The organism is Paenibacillus campinasensis, from assembly GCF_002272015.1.
Classification (GTDB): Bacteria; Bacillota; Bacilli; order Paenibacillales; family Paenibacillaceae; genus Paenibacillus_AQ; species Paenibacillus_AQ campinasensis.
The window spans coordinates 81,527-103,521 of record NZ_NPBY01000030.1; the positions used below are offsets into that span (position 1 = coordinate 81,527).

At 54.7% G+C, this 21,995-nt stretch carries 21 protein-coding genes; 3 read left to right on the top strand and 18 right to left on the bottom strand.

Going from position 1 to position 21,995, the window contains the following annotated elements; all coding sequences use genetic code 11:
- Nucleotides 1-311 precede the first annotated feature (311 nt).
- The 3 genes from CHH67_RS09715 to CHH67_RS09725 form a co-directional block, all read right to left on the bottom strand.
- Entirely contained in the window at nt 312-1,139 is an 828-nt protein-coding gene (locus tag CHH67_RS09715; protein WP_095264973.1) for a formate/nitrite transporter family protein, read from the bottom strand.
- A 219-nt stretch (nt 1,140-1,358) separates the two neighbouring features.
- Nucleotides 1,359-2,720, bottom strand: a complete 1,362-nt coding sequence (locus CHH67_RS09720; protein ID WP_095264974.1) for an FAD-dependent oxidoreductase — start codon at nt 2,718-2,720, stop codon at nt 1,359-1,361.
- Nucleotides 2,721-3,200: 480 nt separating this feature from the next.
- Complete coding sequence (locus CHH67_RS09725) at nt 3,201-3,680, bottom strand: glutathione peroxidase (RefSeq protein WP_095264975.1); 480 nt, start codon at nt 3,678-3,680, stop codon at nt 3,201-3,203.
- Between the two features lie 182 nt (nt 3,681-3,862).
- Between CHH67_RS09725 and CHH67_RS09730 the strand changes: the two genes are divergently transcribed.
- Complete coding sequence (locus tag CHH67_RS09730) at nt 3,863-4,396, top strand: hypothetical protein (protein WP_095264976.1); 534 nt, start codon at nt 3,863-3,865, stop codon at nt 4,394-4,396.
- Between the two features lie 71 nt (nt 4,397-4,467).
- On the opposite strand, the gene CHH67_RS09735 is transcribed toward CHH67_RS09730, so the two are convergent.
- The 3 genes from CHH67_RS09735 to CHH67_RS09745 form a co-directional block, all read right to left on the bottom strand.
- Entirely contained in the window at nt 4,468-5,646 is a 1,179-nt protein-coding gene (locus CHH67_RS09735; RefSeq protein ID WP_095264977.1) for a cell envelope integrity TolA family protein, read from the bottom strand.
- A 158-nt stretch (nt 5,647-5,804) separates the two neighbouring features.
- On the bottom strand, nt 5,805-6,155 hold the full coding sequence (locus CHH67_RS09740; protein WP_095264978.1) for a DUF3243 domain-containing protein: 351 nt from the start codon (nt 6,153-6,155) through the stop codon (nt 5,805-5,807).
- 188 nt (nt 6,156-6,343) lie between these two features.
- Complete coding sequence (locus CHH67_RS09745) at nt 6,344-7,888, bottom strand: DEAD/DEAH box helicase (RefSeq protein ID WP_095264979.1); 1,545 nt, start codon at nt 7,886-7,888, stop codon at nt 6,344-6,346.
- A 103-nt stretch (nt 7,889-7,991) separates the two neighbouring features.
- Here CHH67_RS09745 and CHH67_RS09750 point away from each other — a divergent pair, with 103 nt between their 5' ends.
- Nucleotides 7,992-8,546, top strand: coding sequence for a hypothetical protein (locus tag CHH67_RS09750; protein ID WP_095264980.1), 555 nt, complete (start codon nt 7,992-7,994; stop codon nt 8,544-8,546).
- Nucleotides 8,547-8,556: 10 nt separating this feature from the next.
- Here the strand turns inward: CHH67_RS09750 and CHH67_RS09755 are convergent, their stop codons facing one another.
- The 12 genes from CHH67_RS09755 to CHH67_RS09810 all read right to left on the bottom strand — a co-directional run bounded on the left by CHH67_RS09755 (nt 8,557) and on the right by CHH67_RS09810 (nt 21,408).
- Complete coding sequence (locus CHH67_RS09755) at nt 8,557-10,227, bottom strand: ABC1 kinase family protein (protein ID WP_095264981.1); 1,671 nt, start codon at nt 10,225-10,227, stop codon at nt 8,557-8,559.
- A 1-nt stretch (nt 10,228) separates the two neighbouring features.
- Nucleotides 10,229-10,546, bottom strand: coding sequence for a phasin family protein (locus tag CHH67_RS09760; protein ID WP_095264982.1), 318 nt, complete (start codon nt 10,544-10,546; stop codon nt 10,229-10,231).
- Nucleotides 10,547-10,730: 184 nt separating this feature from the next.
- Nucleotides 10,731-11,438 carry a PepSY domain-containing protein gene (locus tag CHH67_RS09765; RefSeq protein WP_095264983.1) on the bottom strand — a complete coding sequence of 236 codons (708 nt, stop codon included), beginning with the start codon at nt 11,436-11,438 and terminating at the stop codon, nt 10,731-10,733.
- Nucleotides 11,439-11,555: 117 nt separating this feature from the next.
- Nucleotides 11,556-12,242 (bottom strand): PepSY domain-containing protein, encoded by a 687-nt coding sequence (locus CHH67_RS09770; protein ID WP_095264984.1) that lies wholly within the window; start codon nt 12,240-12,242, stop codon nt 11,556-11,558.
- 75 nt (nt 12,243-12,317) lie between these two features.
- On the bottom strand, nt 12,318-13,670 hold the full coding sequence (locus tag CHH67_RS09775; protein ID WP_095264985.1) for a sensor histidine kinase: 1,353 nt from the start codon (nt 13,668-13,670) through the stop codon (nt 12,318-12,320).
- Entirely contained in the window at nt 13,667-14,365 is a 699-nt protein-coding gene (locus CHH67_RS09780) for a response regulator transcription factor (protein WP_095264986.1), read from the bottom strand. Before CHH67_RS09780 ends, CHH67_RS09775 begins: the two co-directional genes overlap by 4 nt.
- A 25-nt stretch (nt 14,366-14,390) precedes the next feature.
- Entirely contained in the window at nt 14,391-15,029 is a 639-nt protein-coding gene (locus tag CHH67_RS09785) for a ThuA domain-containing protein (RefSeq protein WP_095264987.1), read from the bottom strand.
- A gap of 137 nt (nt 15,030-15,166) precedes the next feature.
- Nucleotides 15,167-15,997, bottom strand: a complete 831-nt coding sequence (locus tag CHH67_RS09790) for a uroporphyrinogen-III synthase (protein ID WP_095264988.1) — start codon at nt 15,995-15,997, stop codon at nt 15,167-15,169.
- 371 nt (nt 15,998-16,368) lie between these two features.
- Nucleotides 16,369-18,360, bottom strand: coding sequence for a methyl-accepting chemotaxis protein (locus CHH67_RS09795; RefSeq protein WP_095264989.1), 1,992 nt, complete (start codon nt 18,358-18,360; stop codon nt 16,369-16,371).
- Between the two features lie 244 nt (nt 18,361-18,604).
- Nucleotides 18,605-20,059 (bottom strand): catalase, encoded by a 1,455-nt coding sequence (locus tag CHH67_RS09800; RefSeq protein ID WP_095265111.1) that lies wholly within the window; start codon nt 20,057-20,059, stop codon nt 18,605-18,607.
- A 162-nt stretch (nt 20,060-20,221) separates the two neighbouring features.
- Entirely contained in the window at nt 20,222-21,037 is an 816-nt protein-coding gene (locus CHH67_RS09805) for a winged helix-turn-helix domain-containing protein (RefSeq protein ID WP_095264990.1), read from the bottom strand.
- The gene (locus tag CHH67_RS09810; RefSeq protein WP_095264991.1) at nt 21,013-21,408 is read right to left on the bottom strand and encodes a Fur family transcriptional regulator; all 396 of its coding nucleotides are present in this window, start codon (nt 21,406-21,408) and stop codon (nt 21,013-21,015) included. The genes CHH67_RS09805 and CHH67_RS09810 overlap by 25 nt, the downstream gene beginning before the upstream one ends.
- Nucleotides 21,409-21,591: 183 nt before the next feature.
- On the opposite strand from CHH67_RS09810, the gene CHH67_RS09815 reads away from it, so the two are divergent.
- Nucleotides 21,592-21,954 carry a DUF4181 domain-containing protein gene (locus CHH67_RS09815; protein ID WP_095264992.1) on the top strand — a complete coding sequence of 121 codons (363 nt, stop codon included), beginning with the start codon at nt 21,592-21,594 and terminating at the stop codon, nt 21,952-21,954.
- Nucleotides 21,955-21,995 lie beyond the last annotated feature (41 nt).

Genomic DNA, 21,995 nt, shown 5'->3' on the forward strand with positions numbered 1-21,995 from the left:
GATGTATTCGTAAAGTTCCGGCTTCTGATAACTTTTCGATTGGCGATGTTTCACCTCTCCAATCCGCGGGTATATTCATAACAAGAGCAAGGATGAGGAACCCAGACCCTCCCTGTCCTTGCCATATCATGGACCACTCCCAAAAAATTCGCCATGCTGTGTCTCCTCCCCCGAGACCTGCATGGCGAATTTGTTGTTTGCGTTTCCAATCTGTGGCTATGTGTGGAACGATATCTCGTGAGTGTCTCGCCAGCCTCAAGGAAAGCCTCACGGATAACCCCGTAACGCTCCGGCTGCCTTGGCACTTTCGTTCACCCGGCCTTGTTGCTGTAACTCTCCTGCTGCTGGCTGGTACGGGTCACCGGGGAACGCCCAGCCCGCAAATATACGCTGGCGTAGGCTGCACCTACAAATACAGCTCCACCGACCAGATTTCCGAGCCATACCGGAATAAAGTTGAGAATATATTCACCCCAGCTGTAGTAGCCCTCGAATATGGCAGCCGGAATGAGGAACATGTTGGCGACAACGTGCTGAAAGCCGATCGCTACAAACGCCATCGTCGGAAACCAGATGCCGAGGATTTTGCCGCTGATCTGGGATGAGCCGTAGCACAGCCACACCGCCAGTGCGACAAGCCAGTTGCAGCCGACGCCAGACCAGAACGCCTGCAAGAAGCTGTCCTCCAGCTTATGCCCCGCCAGATCGACGACTTTATCCAAATAAATCCCGCTGCCGGTAAGACCGGTGACATGACCGAAGAAATAAGCGACAAACACAGCCCCGACAAAATTGCTGACGGTGACCAGCAGCAGGTTCCGAAGCCACTCCGTGGTTGAAATCCGTCCGACCAGCCGCGCCAGCGATACGGCCATCATATTGCCGGTCAGCAGTTCTCCGCCAGCCAGCAGCACCAGAATAAGACCAACCGGGAACACGGCCGCCCCGATCAGTCCCGTTATCGTCCCCCAATGCTCAGGCGCTCCCGCCATGACACGAATCGCCAGCAGGTAGCCGAGTGCGATAAACGCGCCGGCTAAGAAGCCCAGCACCACCACCGCTCCTGCTGAATTTCGCGCTTTGGCCGTTCCATTATCTGCGGTAATGCCTGCGATCTCCTGAGGCTTATAATAGGACATGCACGCTCTCTCCCTTCGCTCCCTGCCTGCAAGCAGGAAGCCCTCCTAATACAGCTATTGTATCGCAGGAGCCCTTGACCCGAACGTAACCTAGATCACGCTGCATGTGGAGAGCAGCCGTGTGCACGAGCGCTGATCGCCATCGAAGCCTCCGGTTCATATGAAAAAGGCCACCGGCGCCCAGTTGGACTGGCGACGGTGACCTCCCTTGTGCATCGGTCAGACATGCATCGGCGTATTCACTTCGATCGGCGGGAGCGCCTGAAGTCCAGCGCTGTTCAAGTAGTTCCACGGTTTGTTGTAATGCGGCTGGAAGAAGAAATCAACAAATGCGAGCTGGTCTATCGTCATCCGGTTTTGGATGCACACCGACAGCGTGTTGATCGATTGGGTCAAGTCCGCTCTCGAAATGACCTGCGCCCCCAGCAGCCGCCGAGTGTCCCGGTCATACACTACCTTCAGCGTCACCTCTTCAGCCGTCGGCATAAACTCCGGACGGTAATGATCATGGATGGTCACAGCCTCTATAGCGATCTCCTCATCCTTGGCCGCCCCTTCGGTCAGCCCGGTCGAGGCAATATTATGCTCGTAAATTTTAAGACCCGAGGTGCCCTGGGTGCCCATATACGGTGTCGTGCGCTTGACCAGATTGCGCGCCACCAGCGTTCCCATCCGCACCGCGTTGGTGGCAAGCGGAATGTACATCATTTTTCCGGTAGGATTGTACAGAACCGAGCAGCAGTCCCCGGCAGCGAACACATCCTCCTTGCTCGTCTGCATGTACGAATCGACGACGATGGCGCCATTCGGAAGCATATCCACTTGGCCTTTAAGCAGCTCGGTGTTCGGCCGGAAGCCGATGCACAGAATCACCAGATCGGTAACAATCTCACCTTGATCCGTAATCACCTTACTCACTTTGCCGTCAGTTCCCTCGAAGGCTTTTACCGTTTGTCCGAGGGCCATTTCAATCCCTTTTTCACGGAAGGAATCTTCGATTTTACCACTGAATTCCGGGTCCAGATATTTGTTCAGGATCCGGTCGGCGCTGTCGATCAGCGTCACCTGCTTGCCATTCATCTCAAAGGCTTCCACGAGCTCAACCCCGATATATCCGGCGCCTACGACCGTGATATGCTTCGCGTCTTTGGCCTTTTCGATGATGGTGTTGGAATGATTATAGTTTTTGCAGAGCAAAATATTGTCTAAATCGATACCGTCAAGCTTCGGCACAATCGGCCAGGAGCCGGTCGTTACAATCAGCTTGTCATACGTATCCTCAAACGTCTCGCCGGTGTCCAAGTTTTTCACTTGCAGCTTTTTCCGGTCCGTATCGACCGCCAGGATGTCATGACGCATTCTCGTGGTGACGCCCAATTCATCCAGCTTCTGCGGCGAAGAATAGAACAAGCCGTGAGGGTCCTTTACGACACCGCCGACATACAATGCAATCCCGCAGGACAGAAAGGAAATATTATCATTACGCTCGTAGACGACAATTTCAGCATCCGGATACAAGTGGGCCGTGTTGACAATAGCGGACGTTCCTGCGTGGGTACAGCCAATAACAGCGATTTTCATTGTTGTTCCTCCTCGTGGTAATGCTTCGTATTGGTTTAAGATGAACGGTTTTGCTGCGAATCATGCTGGACAGTGACAAGTGTTCTCTGGAAAAGTGACTGTTCATATTGTGAATTGTTTCACTTGAATTGCTTTTATTATAATGTGATCAATTTCACAAATCAAGCTGTTTTTATGTTTGGTCACATATTGTTCATTTTTTCACAATGAAAAAGAGAGCGATCGCGTTGACAATCCTACAACGAGTGGCAATACCGCTTTGTATATCACTCCTCCCTCCCGTTCCAGCTGTTATCGGGTAATTAATCCGTTTCCCCGGCAGATCCAGCTATAAATCCAGGCCGTCCAGGGCATATTAGAAACTGCTGTGACAGCAGAAAGAGGGATCTCCTGCAAAATTAAAAAAGGTCTGCCCGGGCCGGGCTTCCCCGGACCGCAACAGACCTGCTCTATCTTAGTATTAATTACCTTTCGCCAGCCTTATCCCAGCAACGATTCCACCGTGCTTCGCATCGACTCCGGCGTCTCTCTTGGCTCAAAGCGTGCAGCCACCCTTCCTTCACGATCCACCAAAAATTTGGTGAAGTTCCAGGCGATTTCATCGCTCTCCTGCGGCCCCGGCTGCTCAGCCTTCAAATATTGAAATAGCGGGTGCGCATGGCTGCCGTTGACATCGATTTTAGCGAAAATCGGAAATGTTACGCCATAGTTCAGCTGGCAGAACGACGCGGCTTGCTCGCTTGTTCCCGGCTCCTGACCCCCAAATTGGTTGCATGGGAAGCCCAAAACGACAAGGCCGCGATCCCCGTATTCCTCATACAGCTTCTGCAGGTCGCCATATTGCGGCGTAAGGCCGCATTCGCTGGCCGTATTGGCGATCACCAGCACTTTGCCTTTATAATCGGCAAGCGAAATCGCATTACCCTTCGTATCCTCAGCGGTGTAATCGTAAACAGACATTTTTGTTTCCTCCTTTTCTTAACCTTACTTCTCCTAGTCAGAACCCTTCCTTACCTATCCTTCATCATACCGGAACCGTTGCCGGAATCCAAATGCGCCAACACGCCCGATATGGATATATTCCTACGCTTGTACTATGATATTATTGCTGTAATTCTATCTCGCAAGCGGAGGAATCGATTGTGAAATTATACCCCGAATTATTCCTTACTCCCTGGCATGCCGGTGTGCTCCTGGTGACGGTGCTTGCCTTACTCGCCTTGATCATCGGAAAGTATGACAGCAAGACTATCGTGAAACACACGCTTGTTTCATCGCTCATCGCTTATGCTTTTCTTACCTTCGTGCTCATGCTTGTCATGCAGGAACCGATGTACAAAAAAGAAACGATGGTCTCTGCACTTGACAATGAATATGCAAAACAAGAGGCCAAGTGGAATCCGAATACGGGCGATCAAGTCGCGCTTTACGTGGGCGCCTTCGTTAATGAAGGAAATGTTGAGCTTCTGGTGTATGCCGGCAACTATGACAGCAGCCAGCCGTTCCAAGGTGACATCACCGTATCGCTGCAGGACCATGACAACCAGGAAGTATTTACGAAAACGTACGAGAATATCACCCTTCAACCGGGAGAGAAGAAACAGATCGAGCGAACCCGGACGGAACAGCCGATGGACACATACCGGTTCGGGTACGAGACACGCCCCTACAAGTAACAAGGAGGCCAGGCGATCCGGAGGACCGCTGAAGCGGTGCATCCGGACGTCTGGCCTCTTCCCCATCCGTATTATGAAGGAACGCCGGAATCATCGGCATGCTTCCTGCCCTCTCTCAAGCTTCTGATCGAACGGACGATCACATAAATAACGCTCAGCAGAAGTGGGGAAAAGACCGATATGCCCAGCAACATAGAGCTGGCGACATACGACGGGTCTGTTTCCACTTCGGAGGTGTCTACGAACAAAAAACTGATCAGCGATACAACCGCATAAATCAGGATTTGCGGCCATTTCATCCATTTGACAAGCAAGAAAAACAACAGTCCGCAAACCCCGATCAACAGCAAGGGAAGTGCCAGCCCTTCCGGATTGATCTTTCCTTCTGCGGCCAGCCTCACCACCAACAAGCCTCCTGCATACTGCAGGGGAAAGACCAGCCAGGCAAGCCGGCCGATGCCTGGAAAGGCCCGCCGCTTCTTCTGTTCCTCCTTCAGACGCTGCCGCTGCTCCTCAGGCGGACGCTGCTTCGCAGCCTCTTCTGCCTGCTGCTGGGTAATCTTCGCCATGTACGGACGATACGCCACGTCAATGTTGCCGTCAAACCTGGCTCGCTCCAGATGAATATCCCCTGATAGCTCCTCCGGGACATCGCCAACATAATAATCGCACAGCGACGTTACACTCGTTAGCCATAGCGGCTTCTCTTCCTTGGCGACAATCTCCAGCCAGCGGTTGGCCTCCACCACATTCGTAAACGGAATGGCCAGCATCTGCCGCTGAAATTGATGATGATGTACAAGATACAGCATGGGCAGAAGCTCCAGCTGCTGCAGCGGTTCATTCAGCTTCGTGGGCCTGTAGGTGTAATTGTAGTGAAACACATGCATGCCATAATACAGCTCGGTGACCGCTGATAGCGGGACAACCCCTTCCTTCTTCTCCCTGACTTTGGGGTCCCAAACGGTGTACTCCACTCTGTCATCGTACAACAGGTATTCACTGAGATGCGTATTCACCCATATTCGGCCCTGCAAGGCACTTAACACTTTTCTGAAAATATAAACGCCGAGCGGAATGGCCAGCAATGTTAAATAGATGCCGATTGACGGAAACATCACGACCAGAAACAGCGGGCCAATCATGAGTCCGGCACCGATCAACAGCCCGATAACGTATACGCTAAAGGTCAGTACCCACCATTGGGGCCTCATTTTCCGTTCCTTTTGCTCCAGTAGAATCTCGGACATTCAGGCAACTCCTTTTGATCTAAAATATAGATTTCCATACATCCGCTTTACACTATAAGTGATTATATAATGGAACTGATAAAAAATGGATACTTTGAAGCGATGAAACGAAAAAACCCCTTTCCCGGATCCATCCCGGAAAGGGGTCATACAGCGTCTTAATGGGATTGGCGACGCTCGGCCAGCTTCACCAGCATATGAGCCAGCTTGTGCCGCTCCTCCTGGGAGCCGACCTTCCACAGTTCCTGCAGCAGCTTCTCCTCCGCATTGCGCGGTTCCTCGTTCTCGGCCAGGTAGCCTGCCACCTTCTCAGCAGCCTGTGCCAGCTGTTCCTCGCCAAGCCCGATGTTCTGGGCCAGCTGAATTCGCTTGCTCAAATACGATTGAAACGAATCAAAGTTGGCCAGAATCCGTTCCTTCTCCCCTTCATCAATGCGATCGATGGCATCATCGACCTTATTGACATCCAGTTCACCATTCTTGTTGACGACATGATTATGCTCGGACATGATAACGCCTCCTTTGTTCGACTAGGTTCAATCTTTACTTAACCTTGTCCACCCGAAGCTAATCAACGACCCAGCAAGGAACGCCGCAGCCGAACCCATCGTGCTCGCCAATGGAAAAGCAGAAGCCGTGCTGCCCTGCTGTATCAGCCCGAGTTAACCGGATGCACAGGCAGCGCAAGCCCGGAGGCCTATGACCGCCCCCGGCCGCGGCGACCGCCGCTCCGGCCCTGACTGCGGGCATTGCCTTCCGCACGGCTTCCCTGGCCGCCATCGGAGCCACGGCGGCTCCCTTGGGCGCTCGTCCGCCCTGCGCTGCCGCTCCGGCGGCCGCTGCTGACGCCGCCTGCACGCTCGCTGCCGGCGCGTCCTTGACCGCCCGCCCCCGAGCGCCCGCCTGGGCCAGACCGCTCCGCCTGGTGCCCGCGGCCGCCACTGGTGCCGCGGGCACCTCTAGCGGCGCCGGACCCGCCGCTGCGTCCGGAAGCCTCCTCTCTCCGGCTTCCTCCACGGCCGCGCTGCTGATCCTTAGGCCCGGAGGAGGAGACGCTTCTAGCTTTTCTCGGGCCGGAGGCGTCTATACTTCCGCCCGTCCCTTCGCGAATCGCGTCCTCTCGCGATGCATAATGCAGCCGCTTCAATCGAAGGGAGATCCCCTCTTCAATCCGCAGCAGATCTTGAGCATCCTTCCCTGCGGCAAAGGTGACGGCCATGCCGCTTCCACCCGCCCGGCCTGTTCTGCCGATACGATGGATGTAACTTTCAACATCATGAGGCATATCGTAGTTGAAGACGTGGGTTACCCCCTCTACGTCCAGGCCGCGTGCGGCGACATCTGTAGCGACCAGCAGCTGCAGCTTGGCTTCTCTGAAGCGCTTCATGACGGCCTCTCGCTTCGCCTGGGAGAGATCGCCGTGGAGCTCGTCCGATGCGTAGCCATGGGCCAGCAGCGCTTCGTTCAGGGTGGAGGCCCGCCGTTTCGTCCGGCAGAAAATAATCGCCAGGAAAGGGCGGTACAGCTCAATCGCCGCCCGCAGCGCATCCTGCTTCGTCCGGTCGGTGCATTCCACAACCGCCTGCTTGATCTGCTCGATCGGGACCGGAGAGGCTCCCTTGATGACGATATCAACCGGCTCATTCATATAGTTTCCGGCAAGCTGCTTCACCCCGCCCGGCATCGTCGCTGAGAACAGCATCGTCTGCCGGCGGTACGGCACCGCATGAATAATGGCTTCGACCTCGTCGAGGAAGCCCATATGCAGCATCTGGTCGGCTTCATCCAGCACGAGCATCTTCACACCGCCCAGCTCAAGCGTGCCCCGGCGCAGATGATCGAGCAGCCGGCCCGGCGTCCCGATGATGACATGGCGGCCGCCCTCCAGCTTGCGCAGCTGCTTCTCCACATCTTGACCGCCATAGACGGCCAGGATTTTGGCGCCGTCTTGCTCCCCGGACGTCAGCTTGCGCGCCTCCTCCGTAATCTGGAGCGCTAGCTCCCGCGTCGGCGCAATGATCAGGGCCTGCGGATACGCCTTAGAAGTATCGATCCGCTGCAGAATCGGGAGCAGAAACGCCAGCGTTTTGCCGGTCCCGGTCCGCGCGCGGGCAATGACATCCTTGCCGTCCAGAAGCAGCGGGATCGTCTCCTGCTGTACCGGCGTCGGTTCTGCGATGCCCTGCTCCTTCAGTTTTTGTACTCGTTGTTCGTCGATGCCCAGTTGTTGAAAGTTCGGCAAACATTCCACCTCATTTATATTTTTTCAGGAAATAGACTGACATTCATTCCTGTCTTTGGTAATGTCAGATCAGATGCTATCAACCGGTCAGGAGGTGCAAGGCATGAACCTACTCCACATGCTGCTCGGCTTCATCGTTCTGTTGATTCTGCTTGGAATGATGAATATGATGCTTAATTATATCGCAACCCGGGACGGAGCGCAGATTCCCTTCCGTCAGAAACTATGGCTCATCCCGCTCCTGTCGGCGTCGATCATCGTACCGCTTGAGCTGTGCTCGCTTCTGTATGTGCGGCTGTTTGGCATCACCGGCAGCGCCGGAGAGACCCTTGCCCCAGGCAGCGCCGAAGTGCTGCTAAGCTTCCCGCTGTTTGCACTGATCGGGTTTCTGCTGCTGGAGTGCCTCGTTCATCCGCTCGTCATCGCCACGCTGCGGCTAACGCTCAAGCGGGACAGCGTGCTCATGGCCAAATTGGCGGCCACGCTGGCTGTCGATACGCTGCTGCTGTATTTTATCGCCCTGCTGTTTCCGGCATTGCCGATCCGCAGCCTGCTGCAGGCGCTGTTCATCGCCTTGTTCTATCATGGGATCGAATGGCTGCTGATCGGTGTTCAGACCTGGTTGCTCCATCGTAAGCATGCGAGGCTCCAGGCCTGACACCAGGCTGCTAGAACCTCCCGGATTTAAAAATCGAATACAATAGCCAGGCCACCATCAGAATAGCGACAATGAAACCCAGTTCAATGACAGGGAAATGCCACAGCATAATCGGCTCGTGACTCAGGGAAGAACCGATAATCAGCCCCACCATAATAATGCTGAATGCCAGCAGCACAATGCTGAACGAAAGGCGGTTGCTGATCCGGTCCAGCTTGTGCATGAGCGATTGCAGCTCGGGCACACTGATCTCCACCCGCAGCTTGCCCTTGCTGATCATCGCTGACAGCTGCCGGGCCTGCCCCGGCAAATCGAGCAGGCTCTGCGCCAGTTCACTTACCCCGTCCAGCACCTTTCTGCCAATACGCCGTGAGTTGTACCGCTCCTTCAGCAGCTTCCGTCCGAACGGCTCCGCCATATCAATAATGCTGAGCTCCGGGTCCAGCATCTCAATAACGCCCTCCAGCGTCAGCAGCGACTTGCCGAGCAAGGTCAAATCGGGCGGCAGCATGATCTGATGCCGCTGGGCGACCGCGAACAGATCGCTTAGCGCCTTGCCGATCCGCACCTTCGAGAAAGGAACATCCACATATTCTCCCCGCAGCCGATCCATATCGGCCCTGAGCCGGTCCATGTCGCAGTCATCCGGAATCAGCCCCATGCGCGATATCGCCCGCACCATACTGTCCGTGTTGCGCCTCATCAGCGCGATAATCAGCCCCGACAGATGATCCTTCATCTCCTCGCTGAGCTGCCCTACCAAACCGAAATCCAGGAACACCAGCTTCCCGTCGGCCCGGACCAGCAGGTTCCCGGGATGCGGATCGGCATGGAAGAAGCCATGGATGAAAATTTGCTGCAGCATCCCTTCAATCAGCCGCTCCGCCACCGTCTTCAGATGATGCCCCTTGTCCGCCAGCTCCCGGTAGCGGCTCAGCGTGATACCGTCCGCATATTCCATCGTAAGCACCTTGGAGGAAGTGAACTCCCAGTAAATGCTGGGAATGTGGATGTACTCATGATCTGTCAAGTAAGCTGCCACTTTCTCTGCATTGCGCGCCTCATGGCTGTAATCGAGCTCGGCCATCATCGCCCGCGCAAACTCATCTACGATCTGATCCACCCGATATTGCTTTACCCAATCCCACCGTTTCTCGGCCAATGAGATCAAGTCCCGGAGAATTTCAAGATCCCGCCCGATCATTCTGGCAACGCCGGGACGCTGCACCTTGATCGCTACCATCTCGCCCGTCTTTAACCGGCCGGCATGAACCTGGCCAATCGAGGCTGCGGCAAGCGGCTTGTCTTCGAAGGAGGAAAGCACCTCGTCGATCGGCACGCCCCATTCTTGCTCGATCAGCTGACGTGCGCTTTCCGAGGAGAACGGCGGAACCCGCTCCTGCAGCTTGACCAGCTCCTGGATCAAAGGGTCAGGCAGCAGATCCGACCTTGTGCTCGCCAGCTGACCCAGCTTCACAAATGCCGGACCGAGGTCCTCCAGCACTTTACGCACCCGTTCTCCCAAAGTAACTGTCTCCGGCTCCTCCCGGGATATCCAGCGCACCGGAAGCGACAGCACGTGAAACAGCCCCATCTCCTCCACCATATAGCCAAAGCCATGACGCATTAGCGCCATGGCGATTTCCCGGTAACGTCCGGCATGTCGAATTCGGACCGCCATATTATTCCTGCCGCGATCCTTCCAGCTCGACGATTTTGTGCTCAAGGGCAGCGATTCGCTGTTCCAGGCTCGCGATATCGCTTTCTGTCGGCACGTCCAGCTCCTTCAGCACCTTTTGCACCTGTTCATAAATATAGCTTTTGATCTGGGACTGCTCCGCCTCTCCCCGCTCGACCAACCGCTCGACCAGTGCTTTCGATTCTGCCGGAGCCAGCTCCCCGCGTTTGACCAGATCGTCCACAATTTTCTCTACTTTTTCCTTGCTGACCACGGTAAGGCCTAATCCTAACGAGATTGCTTTCTTGAAAAGATCACTCACGTTTCATCCCTCCTGGTCTTCATCTGCTTCCATTATACCCTTATTTTCTGGTAAAAATCATCTATCCGAGAATGAAAGTCCTCAGGCTGCAAGTTATACCGGACACCTCGCCTTCTGGACATAAAGAAACAGCCCCAAGATCCTCAGATCTTCGGAGCTGTTTCTCGTAATCTATGCACAGGGCTTAGTCGTCGTCCCCGTCATCGTCTCTGTCATCATCGCGGTCATCCCGGTCGTCTCGATCATCCCAATCATCATCGTCATCGTCATCGTCAAAATCGGTGTCGATAACCTTGCCCGTGATGGCGTGAACCTCTACCTCGGCTGAGCCTCTGGACGTTCTCAGTTCCACTTCATACACCCATCTGCCATCGTCCTTGTCCAGGTCCGATTCCACTGCCACTGCGCCTTGCACATGCTTCTCGGCAATGGTTGCCGCTTTGCCTGCGCCGATCACATTGGCCGGCACACGATCATCCCAATCATCGTTGTCGTCATCTTCACGGACGCTGAGCACCTTGCCGCTGTATGCATCAACTCGAACCTCCATCTCGCGCTTCTCTTGGTCAATCTCCACTTCATAGATTTGAGACCCTTTCCAGCGCTTGAGCTCGATGCTGTCGACCACGCCCTTCACTTCGGCCTTTGCTTTCTTCTCAGCCTGTTCCATGCCAATCAGCTTCTTCCCGGTCGTAGCCGTGCCGGTGCTCTGCACGGACGCGCTCACCTCGGATGCGCTTGAACCGCTCGACGGGCTCGGGCTGCTTACGCTTGCGCGGCCAGATGCGCTTGACGCCCCCGATCCGTCTGCCTGAACGGCGCTGATTCCGTAAATTCCGCCTGCCGCGATAACCGCGGCGAGTGCGCCTGTCATCCATGTACGTTTTTTCATGTTAGAATGCCTCCTCATGTTCTGGGTTGCCTTTGCATAGTTCTATCCTATTGGCTGAACATGAGAGGACTCCGAGAGAAAGATTAGAAATTGATGAGAATCAGATGACAGCCTTCCTCATCCATCATCATCATCGTCATCGTCCGAATCATCGTCCACCGTAACTGACAGAATGCGGCCTGTGATGGCATCCACCTGCACAGTCACTTCCCGCCCGTCCTTGGTGTCAATCTCAACCAGGTAGTATCGGCCATCCCTGCCTTCCCGGTAATCGACATCATCCACGGTGCCGGGGAATTCGGCGAGCGACAGGCGGATCGCCTCCTTTTCCGTGATCGGACGATTGGCGGTTGATCCCTGGTTCCCCGAAGGCTCACGGCCTTCCTGCCCGTTCTGTGGCGGCGCTTCTCCATTCGGATCTGTGGAAGCATCCGTTTCATCTGGAGGAGGCTGTTCGCCTCGGGCATCTTCCGCCCCAGGATCGGCTTCACCCGGATTCTGTACCGGAGGTTCTGGCAGCATCCCCGCCCCCTGATCATTCAGACGTTCAATTGCAATAATGTCCCCCTGATATGCATCTACCCTGAGCTCATACACCCCGGTTACAGCTTGGATCCGAATCCGGTACATGTCGTCTTCCAGCACCGTATCCAGCACATCGCCAGGATACTGCTCTGTGACTCCGGCAGCCGCTTCCGCTTGCGTCAGCAGCCGCGGTGCATCTCCCCAAGGACGAATGATGACAAGTGCCAAGAGCAATATCACCGCCAGCGAACCGCTCCACATCAGTATCCTTTTTCGCATTCCATCACCTCATGCCTGTTTCTTTACCGCAAGTATACGCGCTCCAGGTTAGAATACGCTGAGAGAACCCGTCGGTCATTCTGCCAATTTCAACCTGATGACAGCGGTCGTCCCGACCCCGGGCAGGCTGTCCAGCTCAAGCTCTGCTTCAATCGCTTCCGCAATATCCTTGGCGAGCGACAGCCCTAGACCCGCTCCACCTTTGCGGCTCCGGGCCTCATCCACCCTGTAGAACCGGTCGAACACATACGGTAGCTCTTCCTTGGGAATTCCGATGCCGCGATCGGTGATGCGTATTGAAGCTTGCCCGCCGGCGGTCTGAATATCGACCGTCACGGCCTCCTCACTGTACTTCCGTGCATTATCCAAAAAAATAAACAGCAGCTGTCTCAGCCGCTGCCGATCCGTCCAGCCATACACGGCCCCCTGATCGGAGCGAACTTGGACCTCGCGGTGATAGGCGCTGCGAAAAGCGCCGGCGGACGCCTCGCACAGTTCCACCAGATCGACATCCTCCATCTTGACTTGCCATTCGTCACGGTTACGCGCGAGCAGCAGCAGCTGCTCGGTCAGTTCCTTCATGCGCACGGCCTCGGAGTGAATCGCCTCCACAGACTCATGGAACAGTTCAGGTCGATCCAGTCCTCTTCGCTTTAACAGACTGGCGTAGCTCTCTATGATCGTAATCGGCGTTTTCAATTCATGGGATGCATTGGATACGAACTGCTCCTGCTTCTCGTAATTGCGCTCGAGCAAGGTGATCATATCGTTGAAGGCAGCCCCCATCTCCACCAGCTCATCCTTCGACTTCGGGTCCAGCTCGATTCGCCTGAACCGGCCGCTGCTGCGAATCTCCCGCATCGTCCGGGTCAATGCAGAAATCGGCTGCATGATGACCCGTGCCAACACCCGTGTGGAGGCGATAACAGGGAGCAGAACAGCTGCCGACACCACAATCAGGACAATTCGGAGCACCTGCAGATTGTCCATCGTCGCCTGCAGGCTGCGGACAACCTGCACATTCATCACCGCCCCGTCAGGCCAGATAACAGGCAGGGACACCGCTGAGTATGTGCCGCCTGCATAGGATATAATCTCGGCCCGCTTGTCCGGCGCATAAGACAGCTCAAGCTCGGCCAGAACCAGCTGGGAGCTGGAGATCACCGGCGCCGGACCGTTCTGATCCGGGCCGATGACCCGCAGCAGTCCATCAACAGGGACGTAACCCCGGAGCAGATCCGCCGTCGGTATGGCTCCTGCGGCCGCAATAAGCCCTTGGGCAATCCGGTTGGCTTCCGCATCGGCCTGCTTCAGCTGACTGTCCAGTGTCATCCGGCTGAACACGAAGTATATCGACAGGTTCATCACCAACAGGAGAACCGCCATCAGAACCGACGAATACAAATGGACTTTGCTGCTGAGCTTCATACGTCGTCCTTCAGCACATATCCGACGCCGCGAATCGTCTGGATGAGCTCAGGCGCCTGCGGCGCTGCGATTTTTTTTCGTACATACCGAATATAGACATCGACGACATTCGTATCGCCGTAATAATCATATCCCCAGACTGCAGTGAGAATCTGCTCCCGGTTCAGCACCTGGCGCTTGTTCTTGAGCAGATACACGAGCAGATCGAACTCCCTTGGCGTCAGCTCAATTCGCTGCTCCCCACGCATCACTTCCCGCGTCTGTTCATTCAACCTCAGATCCGCCGCGACCAGCCACGCTCCAGGCTCTTCATGCCGGGCTGGAGCCGCTGCCCGCAGACGCAAGGCGGCCCGGATTCGGGCAAGCAGCTCTTCAATCTGAAAGGGCTTCGTAATATAGTCATTTGCGCCCAGATCAAGACCGGACACCTTGTCTTCGACCGAGCTTTTGGCGGTCAGCAGCAGTACGGCTGTGCCTGGATCCGCCGCCCGGATTCTTCTGAGGACCTCGATGCCGCTCATGCCGGGAAGCATCACATCGAGCAAAATCAAATCGAACCCGCCGCTGCGGTAAGCTTCCAGCCCATCGGGACCGTTGTAGACACTAGTCACCTGATAGCCTTCGCTCTCCAGCTCAATCTGAAGCAGGCGCGCGATTTTCTCCTCGTCCTCCACAATCAGTATATTCTCGCTCAAGCCTCCATCCCTCCTTGCCCCGGGCTTAACCGGGAACCCTGGCAGCCCATTTCGCCGCCTGCGCAATGATGGTGCGCAGCTGCGGCTGAAGGAAGGTAGGCTCATGATGGCCTGGCATCAGGAATACCACCCTGCCGATTCCGTACGTATGGCACCAGCCAGCCGGGCACAGTTCGCCATCCGCCTCATACTGCAGCAGAACCGTTCGCTCCGCAAACGGATCAAACTCAAACTGATAGGGCTCCTCCTCAAGCTCAAACGGCTCAATCCCTTCGATAATATCATGCTGCGTCTCTGCCGGCTTGAAAGACAGGGATCGCATCGGCGGATGGCCGTCGAACCGGGCACCGATCAGTTGAGCCAGCTCATACCGATTGGCCAGGGAAATGCCGTTATGCAGAATCAGCAGGCCTCCGCCACCGCTTACGTACGAGAGCAAGCCGGCCGTCTGCCGGGGAGATACCTTCTCGTCCCAAAGGTCACTGTAGGCAATGCACAGCTCATAGGGGTACAGATTGCTTTCATGCAGCATTTTCAGGTTCTCCGTGCATTGAACGGTAAACATATCATTCAGCACATGGGTTATCTGTTTGTCAACGCCTTGGAGCGGGTGAAACTTCGGGTGTGTGTAGCTGCCGAGCAGCAAAGCCTTTCTTTTATCCATATCTCTTGTCCTCCCATAAATCGCGGATCTTGTCTATATCATTCACAGGACATCCTGTTCCATGCACGTGGAGAGTTCACGTCAGGGCAACATCCTCGATGCGTGTTCCTTATATTCCTTCGCAGCCGCTCAGAGCATCAAGCCTGGCGCTGTCGATCCGGTTCCCCGGCAAAATAACGTCCCAGCGTCACCATCATAGCGCCCATTCGCTCTTCCTCCGGCACTACAATCCGCTCGATCCCGGCCTCGCGCAGCGCCTGTGCAGTTACCTTGCCGACCGCAGAGGCAACCACCGGACCGGCAAACGCATCCAGCAGCGCAGCCAGCTGCCCCTTGGACTCGGCATAATCGGTCAGAAAACGGAACTGCGGAGCACTGGTGAAGGCAACGGCATCCACGCTCCCGGCTACAATGTTCGAAACCAACCGCTCAAGGTCTTCTTCCTGCGGCGGAATATGTTTATAAGGGAGGATCGTCCGGACGGCAGCGCCCTTGCTTTCCAGCCAGCTCACCAGTTGTGGCGCCGATTCCCCGTGAAGCTGAAGAATGACGCGCTTGCGATCCAGCTCGCAGTCCGCCATCGCACGGATTAAGCCGGCTGTGCTGCCGTCATCATCTCTGGCCACAGGAACGAGGCCCCGTTTCTTCATGGCATTGACTGTTTTGTATCCCCGGGCAGCGATCTGGGTGCTCTCCAGAACCCCAAGCATCGCCTCAAGCAGTTCCATCTGTTCAGCCATATCAAAGATCGCCTCTAGTCCAATTCCGGTCGTGAAAATGGCCCATTCCGGCGGATCGGCCACCCATGCGGCAATGGCCGCCCGCAGCTCCTCATCATCGAGAAAAACAGTCCCCTGGGCGGGACAGATCAGCGGAGTTCCTCCCATCTTCTCAACCAGCTTGGACATCTCGGCTGATTTGCGCGGGCCTGCCAGGGCGATCACCCGATCCTTCATATGTTGTGCCATATTGTCCTTCCTCCCCTCATATGTACAGCTTTCTCATTTCTATACAGTATACTGGTCTGGCCATTGAATATAAAGTCAGCCAGCGCCTCGGGCTTCACGCCATGCGCCTTAAATCTCACAGAACGGATGGAACCTGTAAGAAGTGACACGCCACGATTAAATCTACTCGGGTATTCGCCCCGCTATGTCCGAATTCCTCTGCCGGGCCGCACGATGCCTCGGGAATCATTCTCCGGCCGCATATATTCCCGAAGCATATGAGGGGCGCTTTAGCCCTTTCGCCTGCCTTGCATAGAGAAAGGAACAGGCCACGTGGCCTGTTCCTTCCCGATGTCCGATAGGACTTATTATGAATCGTTCCTGTGGAGATCCTAGAGCTTGAACCGCTCAACCAGCTGCTGCAGCTCTTCGGACAACCGGCTCAGGTCGGATGCCGATGCAGCGACCTCTTCCATGGAGGCCAGCTGCTCCTCGGAGGCGGCCGAGATCGATTGGGTGTTGCTCAGCGCCTGCTCCGATATTTCCCGTATCGACTCCACCGCCTGTTTGGTAACCGCGGCGTGGGAAGCAAGCGCATGGGCGATCTCTGTCGTTCCGGCCACACTCGCGGTCACGCTCTCCACCGACTTTTTGATCCGGGAGAAGGATCGTCCGGTAACATCAACAGCGCCAACGCCTTCAGATACCTTCTCCTCGGCACTTCTCATCGCCTCGTTCGTCCGCTTCACTTCCTCGAGCACACTTCCGATGAGACTAGTAATCTGCTGCGCCGAGCCCTCCGATTTCTTAGCCAGCTTCTGTACCTCAGCTGCGACCACCGCAAAGCCTCTGCCCTGCTCTCCGGCCCTTGCCGCCTCAATCGAGGCGTTGAGCGCCAGCAGACTGGTCTGCTGGGAGATGTCCACGATATCTCCGATGATGCCGCTAATCTCTTCCGTTCTTAACGTAAGCTGCTCAATGACGCCCCCAAGATCCTTCACAACAGTATCGATGCCCTGCATCGTGTCCGCTGTAGTGATGACCGCCAGATTCCCCTGCTCGGCCAGCTTGGCCGTACTTTGCATATTGTAATGGACTTCCTCCAGTGTGCTGGCAATTGTATCTGCCTGTCCGTTCACCTCGTTCATACGCTGAAGCCCGTCTGCAACCGCTTGAACCTGACGCTCGCTGCCCACGGCAACCTCCTGAACAGAAGATGTCACAAGCTCGATAGCTCTGGTATTCTCTTCAGCACTGGCCGACAGCTGCTCCGAGGAAGCCGATACATTCTCGGTCATATCCTTGACCCCGTGGATCATATCCCGCAAATTATCAACCATCTGCTGGAAGTTATCCGCGAGCTCGCCGATCTCATTGCGTTTGAATCCCGTCAGACGATAAGCCAGGTTGCCGCCGCTAATAATTTCTGTCGCTTCTCTTAACTTGCGAACCGGCTCAATTACGGAGCGGATATTCCACGCTGCCAGAGCGAGGCCGATGATGAGAGAACCTGCCAGCAGCCAGATCATCGTGCTTCGAATATCGGCTACGGCGCCAGTGACCTCATCGTTGGACATGACGCCAACGATTTTCCAGCCTGTCCATTCATTCGTGATGTAATTGATCTGCCAATGCCCGCTGTCCGGATGCTGGAATGAGAATTGTCCGTCCGCTTGCTCAAACAGCCGGGCCACCCACTCGGTATCCCCGTTGCTCTCGGCATCGGTGCCTGCCGGATATTCCGGATGAAACAGGAATTTATGAGTCTGATCCACAACCGTGGTATATCCCTCGCGCCCCACCTGCACTTGAACGAGATCGCGAATCTGGTCCATATTCAAATTGATCCCCATGACCCCTTCACCGTCTTCCAGTGTTTGCGCTACCGTCACCACGGTCTCCGAGCTGGAAGCGGAAGTATAAGGAGCCGTTACAATCGGCTGTCCCGGACTGTTCATCGCTTGCTGGTACCAATCCCGCTCCCGCGGATCATAATCGTCAGCTACCTGATTATTTGAACCCGAAATGAAGCTTCCCGTCGCTGTACCTACATAGATATTCGACGTCTCAGGATGAAGGTTATGATACTGCCTTAATCTATCGCGAATCTGTGTCCCCCCGTTCGCCTGCTCTTGATTCGTGCTCGCAGAATTCATCTCGCCAATGAAATAGCCCAGGTCATGCAGCTTGGCTCCAATCGTCTGGTCGATAATTTTGTCCGCCGTAATTACACTAGATGCTGCATCCTCCATAATTTGACGCTCAATGGTTGCTGCCGCATCCCGGTAAGTGAAATAACCGATGGTGATGCTCGGCACCAGCAGGACAAGCAAGTAGGCAACCATCATATTCCTGCGAATTCGCTGGGCATTTCTTTTTTTCATGGCACGAATCCCTTTTGTCTATAATGTAATCCAACATCCCTTTATATCGACAATTTATCGGAAGAAAGTGCCTTTAATTTAAGTGGAAATTTATCACATGCCGTCACATTATTTTTCCCTTAAGAATCCGTTAAAAAAAAGAGCCCTGATTCAGGACTCTTTCTGTTCGTGCTGAGCATCAACACCATTTATATAAAAGCCATGCGCCCGATGCTTCATTGGATAAAGCGCCTGGCTGGTTTGGTTACTTTCCGCTCGGAATGAAGGCGCTCAGATCGATGCCGAGGCCAGCGGCCAGACGCTCACCGTACTCCGCATCCGCCCGGTAGAAATTGCAGACCGCGCGCAGCTGGATATCCGACTTGGTCTGACGAAGATCAGTCACCAGATTGCGGATCAGATTATCCTTCTGCTGCTGCGTGAACGAACGGTACAGTTCTCCGGCCTGTGTAAAGTCATCCGTCTTCTCAATCCGCTGCCGGGTGGTCGGACCATGAAGCGGCGCTTCGCTTTCGCGGTATGCAGGGTCTTCTACGGGCCCGCTGGTGTAGCTGTTTGGCTCATAGTTGATCGGCGATGGGTCCTGCTTCACATTCATCAAGCCGTCACGCTGATGGTTGCGAACGGGAGCATACGGGCAGTTCACCGGAATTTGCAGATAGTTCGGTCCAAGACGATGGCGCTGTGTATCCGGGTAAGAGAACAGTCGGCCTTGCAGCAGTTTATCCTCCGATGCTTCGATGCCCGGGACGAGTGCGCTTGGCGAGAAGGCAGCTTGCTCCACTTCCGCAAATACGTTCTGCGGGTTGCGGTTCAGCGTCATCGTGCCTACCGGGATGAACGGGAACAGCTCCTCCGGCCATGTCTTGGTCGGATCAAGCGGATCGAATGCCAGATCATCCATCTGCTCTGGCGACATCAGCTGCACGAGCAGGCGCCATTTCGGGAAATTCCCTTCCTTGATATGCTCATGAAGATCGCGTGTGGCATGATTGAAATCCTTGCCCTGGACCTCTGTCACCTCATCGGCGTTCAAAGTGCGGACACCTTGGAGGGACTCCCATTTGTATTTAACATAAGTGACTTTCCCCTCCTGATTGACCCACTTGAACGAATGAACCCCGAAGCCGTCCATTTCGCGATAGTTGGCAGGCGTGCCGTGATCCGAGAATACCCAGGTCATCATATGCGTCGATTCCGGGGACAGGGTCATGAAATCCCAGTAACGTCCTGGCTCCTGAATGTTCGTCTCTGGCGATGGCTTGAGCGAATGCACCATATCCGGAAACTTGATGGCATCCCGGATGAAGAATACAGGCAGATGGTTTCCGACCAGGTCATAGTTGCCTTCTTCCGTGTAGAATTTCACTGCGAATCCGCGAGGATCCCGGGCCGTCTCCGGCGAACCGGTGCCATGAATCACGGTGGAGAAGCGTACAAAGACCGGTGTCTCCTGTCCGATCTCTTGCAGGAACGCTGCCCGAGTGTAAGGCTTCAAGTCGTTCTCTACCACGAAGACGCCATGTGCCCCGGCTCCGCGTGCATGCACGACCCGCTCAGGAATCCGTTCACGGTCAAAATGGGCAAGCTTCTCGATCAGATGGTAATCCTCCAGCAGCGTCGGTCCGCGCCGGCCGGCTGTCTTCGAATTCTGGTTATCTCCTACAGGGGTTCCCTGGTTGGTGGTCAAGCGATCCATCATATCTATTCCTCCTAGAACTATAATTGATATTAGACTGAATCTAAATTTATGAATTGATTGTAGCATCTGTGGAGGGAGAAGGTCATGATGGTCAAATGAGCCTTATATGAAGTTCATATGAAAGAACAATGATAAAACTTGGCAAAAAAAAAGAGCGGATTAATCCGCCAGGCGGTAACCCACTCCTCGTACTGTTGCGATATATCGCGGCGCCCCCGCATGGTCGTTCAGCTTTTTGCGAAGACTTTTGACATGAACGTCCACCACATTGCTGCCGCCCATAAAATCCGTATCCCAAATCTTGCTCATCAGCTCCTCGCGCGTGCATACAGCACCGCCGCTCTCCAGCAGGTGAATCAGCAAACTGAATTCGGTTTTTGTCAGGTGAACCGGCGTATGTCCTTGGTGCAGGGTCATTTTCTCTCTGTCGACAATCAGGTCTTTGAACACCAGCCCTTTGGCTCCTTCTTCGGACCGTAAGGTTACGCCGGAGAACAGGCGAATCGTGCGCTGCACCTGATACAGCATCGTTTGCTTGGAGCGCGCTGGCCACACCATCAGCTCTTCGCTCAGCAGACTGCCGCCTGCCCGGCCCATCAATTCCTCATTGACCAGATAAAGCACAGGCACTCCGGCCTCTCCTGGAATCAGCATATCTCTTTCCTTCCGGAAAGCGACAATATCCCGGCAGCCGGTCATATCCGCGATGAGAATGCCTGTGTTCAAGGCATTTTGCAGCCCCGGTTCCCACTTTCTGAACATCATGACCTCAAAGCAATTCTCGGACAAGGTGATCAGCATATCCTGTACACGTCCGGGTGAGCGGCTCAGCAGTGCAGCTCGAAGGGACACCGGACAAGCATCGCCGATCGAGAAGCCAAGGCCAGGCTCAGTATAACGATTCTCCACTTTCCAGTCTGGAAACGGCAGCACAGCTCCGATACTTGCCATCAGTTCTTCCGTTTGGTTTGACATTCCGGACATACCCCCCCAAATACAACATGAGCATGATGAATGACGTAATGCGTTTCACCCGCTACCGTGTCGGCCCAATCCTTGGGCACCTCGGTCATGACTTCGTCTACTTTACCGCATACCTCACAGATGATGTGCTGATGATCATCCATTCTGGCATCATAGCGGCTGGCGCTTTCCCCAAGCTTCAGCTCTCTGATCAGCTGTTTGTCTGTCAGGTAGCGCAGGGAGTTGTAGACCGTACCGTACGCCAGATTATAGCCCTTCTCCATCAGTCGGTTCATAATATCCGCAGCGGTAGGATGGTCGTTCGCTTCCCGAACTACATCATATACCGCCTGCCGCTGCGTCGTCAGGTTTATGGATTTCAAGGTATTCACCCTTTTAATTTTATTTTTAGAATAAGTATAAATCTTATTTCGAGTTTGGTCAATATGATAGGTATGATTTATCAATATCCAACATTCCATTCCCCAAGAGAGCTTATATATGGAATAATATAGATATCATTCCATGATTAAGTGGGCACGTAAGGCGGAAAGGAGGAGACGCTCATGTTCCTGATCTGCACCATTTTGTATACGATAGCCTTCTGGTTCGGCTCCTTATGGTTGAAGAAAAAACTGAACCTCCCCCGTGAAACGAAGGGGTGGCTGTACAAACACATGAATCGGTGGCACAGGTTCGGAGAAATGGCGATCGTTGCGGTTTTGATCGCTGCACTATTGATGACGAGATTGGTGATGGGGTGGAGAACATCTACTCACCATGACTGTATTCTTGCTGTATCCGTGCTGCTGGCTTTCCGATCATTTGTCGAAAGAAGATTGAACCCGAAGTCCAGGCAGCACATCCTCAGTGCGTACGCAAGTATGAGCGGGCTGATCCTTTATACGGGCAGCGAATGGTGGATGTAGGAGAATACGCTCGCATTTTCGCACCTTTTGTAAATTGAGGG

Excerpts from the sequence above, each read along its gene's own strand:
- CHH67_RS09790 (WP_095264988.1), bottom strand. The coding sequence starts at position 15,997 with ATGGCACAACATATGAAGGATCGGGTGATCGCCCTGGCAGGCCCGCGC.
- CHH67_RS09720 (WP_095264974.1), bottom strand. The coding sequence starts at position 2,720 with ATGAAAATCGCTGTTATTGGCTGTACCCACGCAGGAACGTCCGCTATT.
- CHH67_RS09765 (WP_095264983.1), bottom strand. The coding sequence starts at position 11,438 with ATGAAAAAACGTACATGGATGACAGGCGCACTCGCCGCGGTTATCGCG.
- CHH67_RS09775 (WP_095264985.1), bottom strand. The coding sequence starts at position 13,670 with ATGAAGCTCAGCAGCAAAGTCCATTTGTATTCGTCGGTTCTGATGGCG.
- CHH67_RS09815 (WP_095264992.1), top strand. The coding sequence starts at position 21,592 with ATGTTCCTGATCTGCACCATTTTGTATACGATAGCCTTCTGGTTCGGC.
- CHH67_RS09805 (WP_095264990.1), bottom strand. The coding sequence starts at position 21,037 with ATGTCAAACCAAACGGAAGAACTGATGGCAAGTATCGGAGCTGTGCTG.
- CHH67_RS09740 (WP_095264978.1), bottom strand. The coding sequence starts at position 6,155 with ATGTCCGAGCATAATCATGTCGTCAACAAGAATGGTGAACTGGATGTC.
- CHH67_RS09750 (WP_095264980.1), top strand. The coding sequence starts at position 7,992 with ATGAACCTACTCCACATGCTGCTCGGCTTCATCGTTCTGTTGATTCTG.
- CHH67_RS09755 (WP_095264981.1), bottom strand. The coding sequence starts at position 10,227 with ATGGCGGTCCGAATTCGACATGCCGGACGTTACCGGGAAATCGCCATG.
- CHH67_RS09795 (WP_095264989.1), bottom strand. The coding sequence starts at position 18,360 with ATGAAAAAAAGAAATGCCCAGCGAATTCGCAGGAATATGATGGTTGCC.
- CHH67_RS09785 (WP_095264987.1), bottom strand. The coding sequence starts at position 15,029 with ATGGATAAAAGAAAGGCTTTGCTGCTCGGCAGCTACACACACCCGAAG.
- CHH67_RS09770 (WP_095264984.1), bottom strand. The coding sequence starts at position 12,242 with ATGCGAAAAAGGATACTGATGTGGAGCGGTTCGCTGGCGGTGATATTG.
- CHH67_RS09725 (WP_095264975.1), bottom strand. The coding sequence starts at position 3,680 with ATGTCTGTTTACGATTACACCGCTGAGGATACGAAGGGTAATGCGATT.
- CHH67_RS09800 (WP_095265111.1), bottom strand. The coding sequence starts at position 20,059 with ATGGATCGCTTGACCACCAACCAGGGAACCCCTGTAGGAGATAACCAG.
- CHH67_RS09715 (WP_095264973.1), bottom strand. The coding sequence starts at position 1,139 with ATGTCCTATTATAAGCCTCAGGAGATCGCAGGCATTACCGCAGATAAT.
- CHH67_RS09735 (WP_095264977.1), bottom strand. The coding sequence starts at position 5,646 with ATGTCCGAGATTCTACTGGAGCAAAAGGAACGGAAAATGAGGCCCCAA.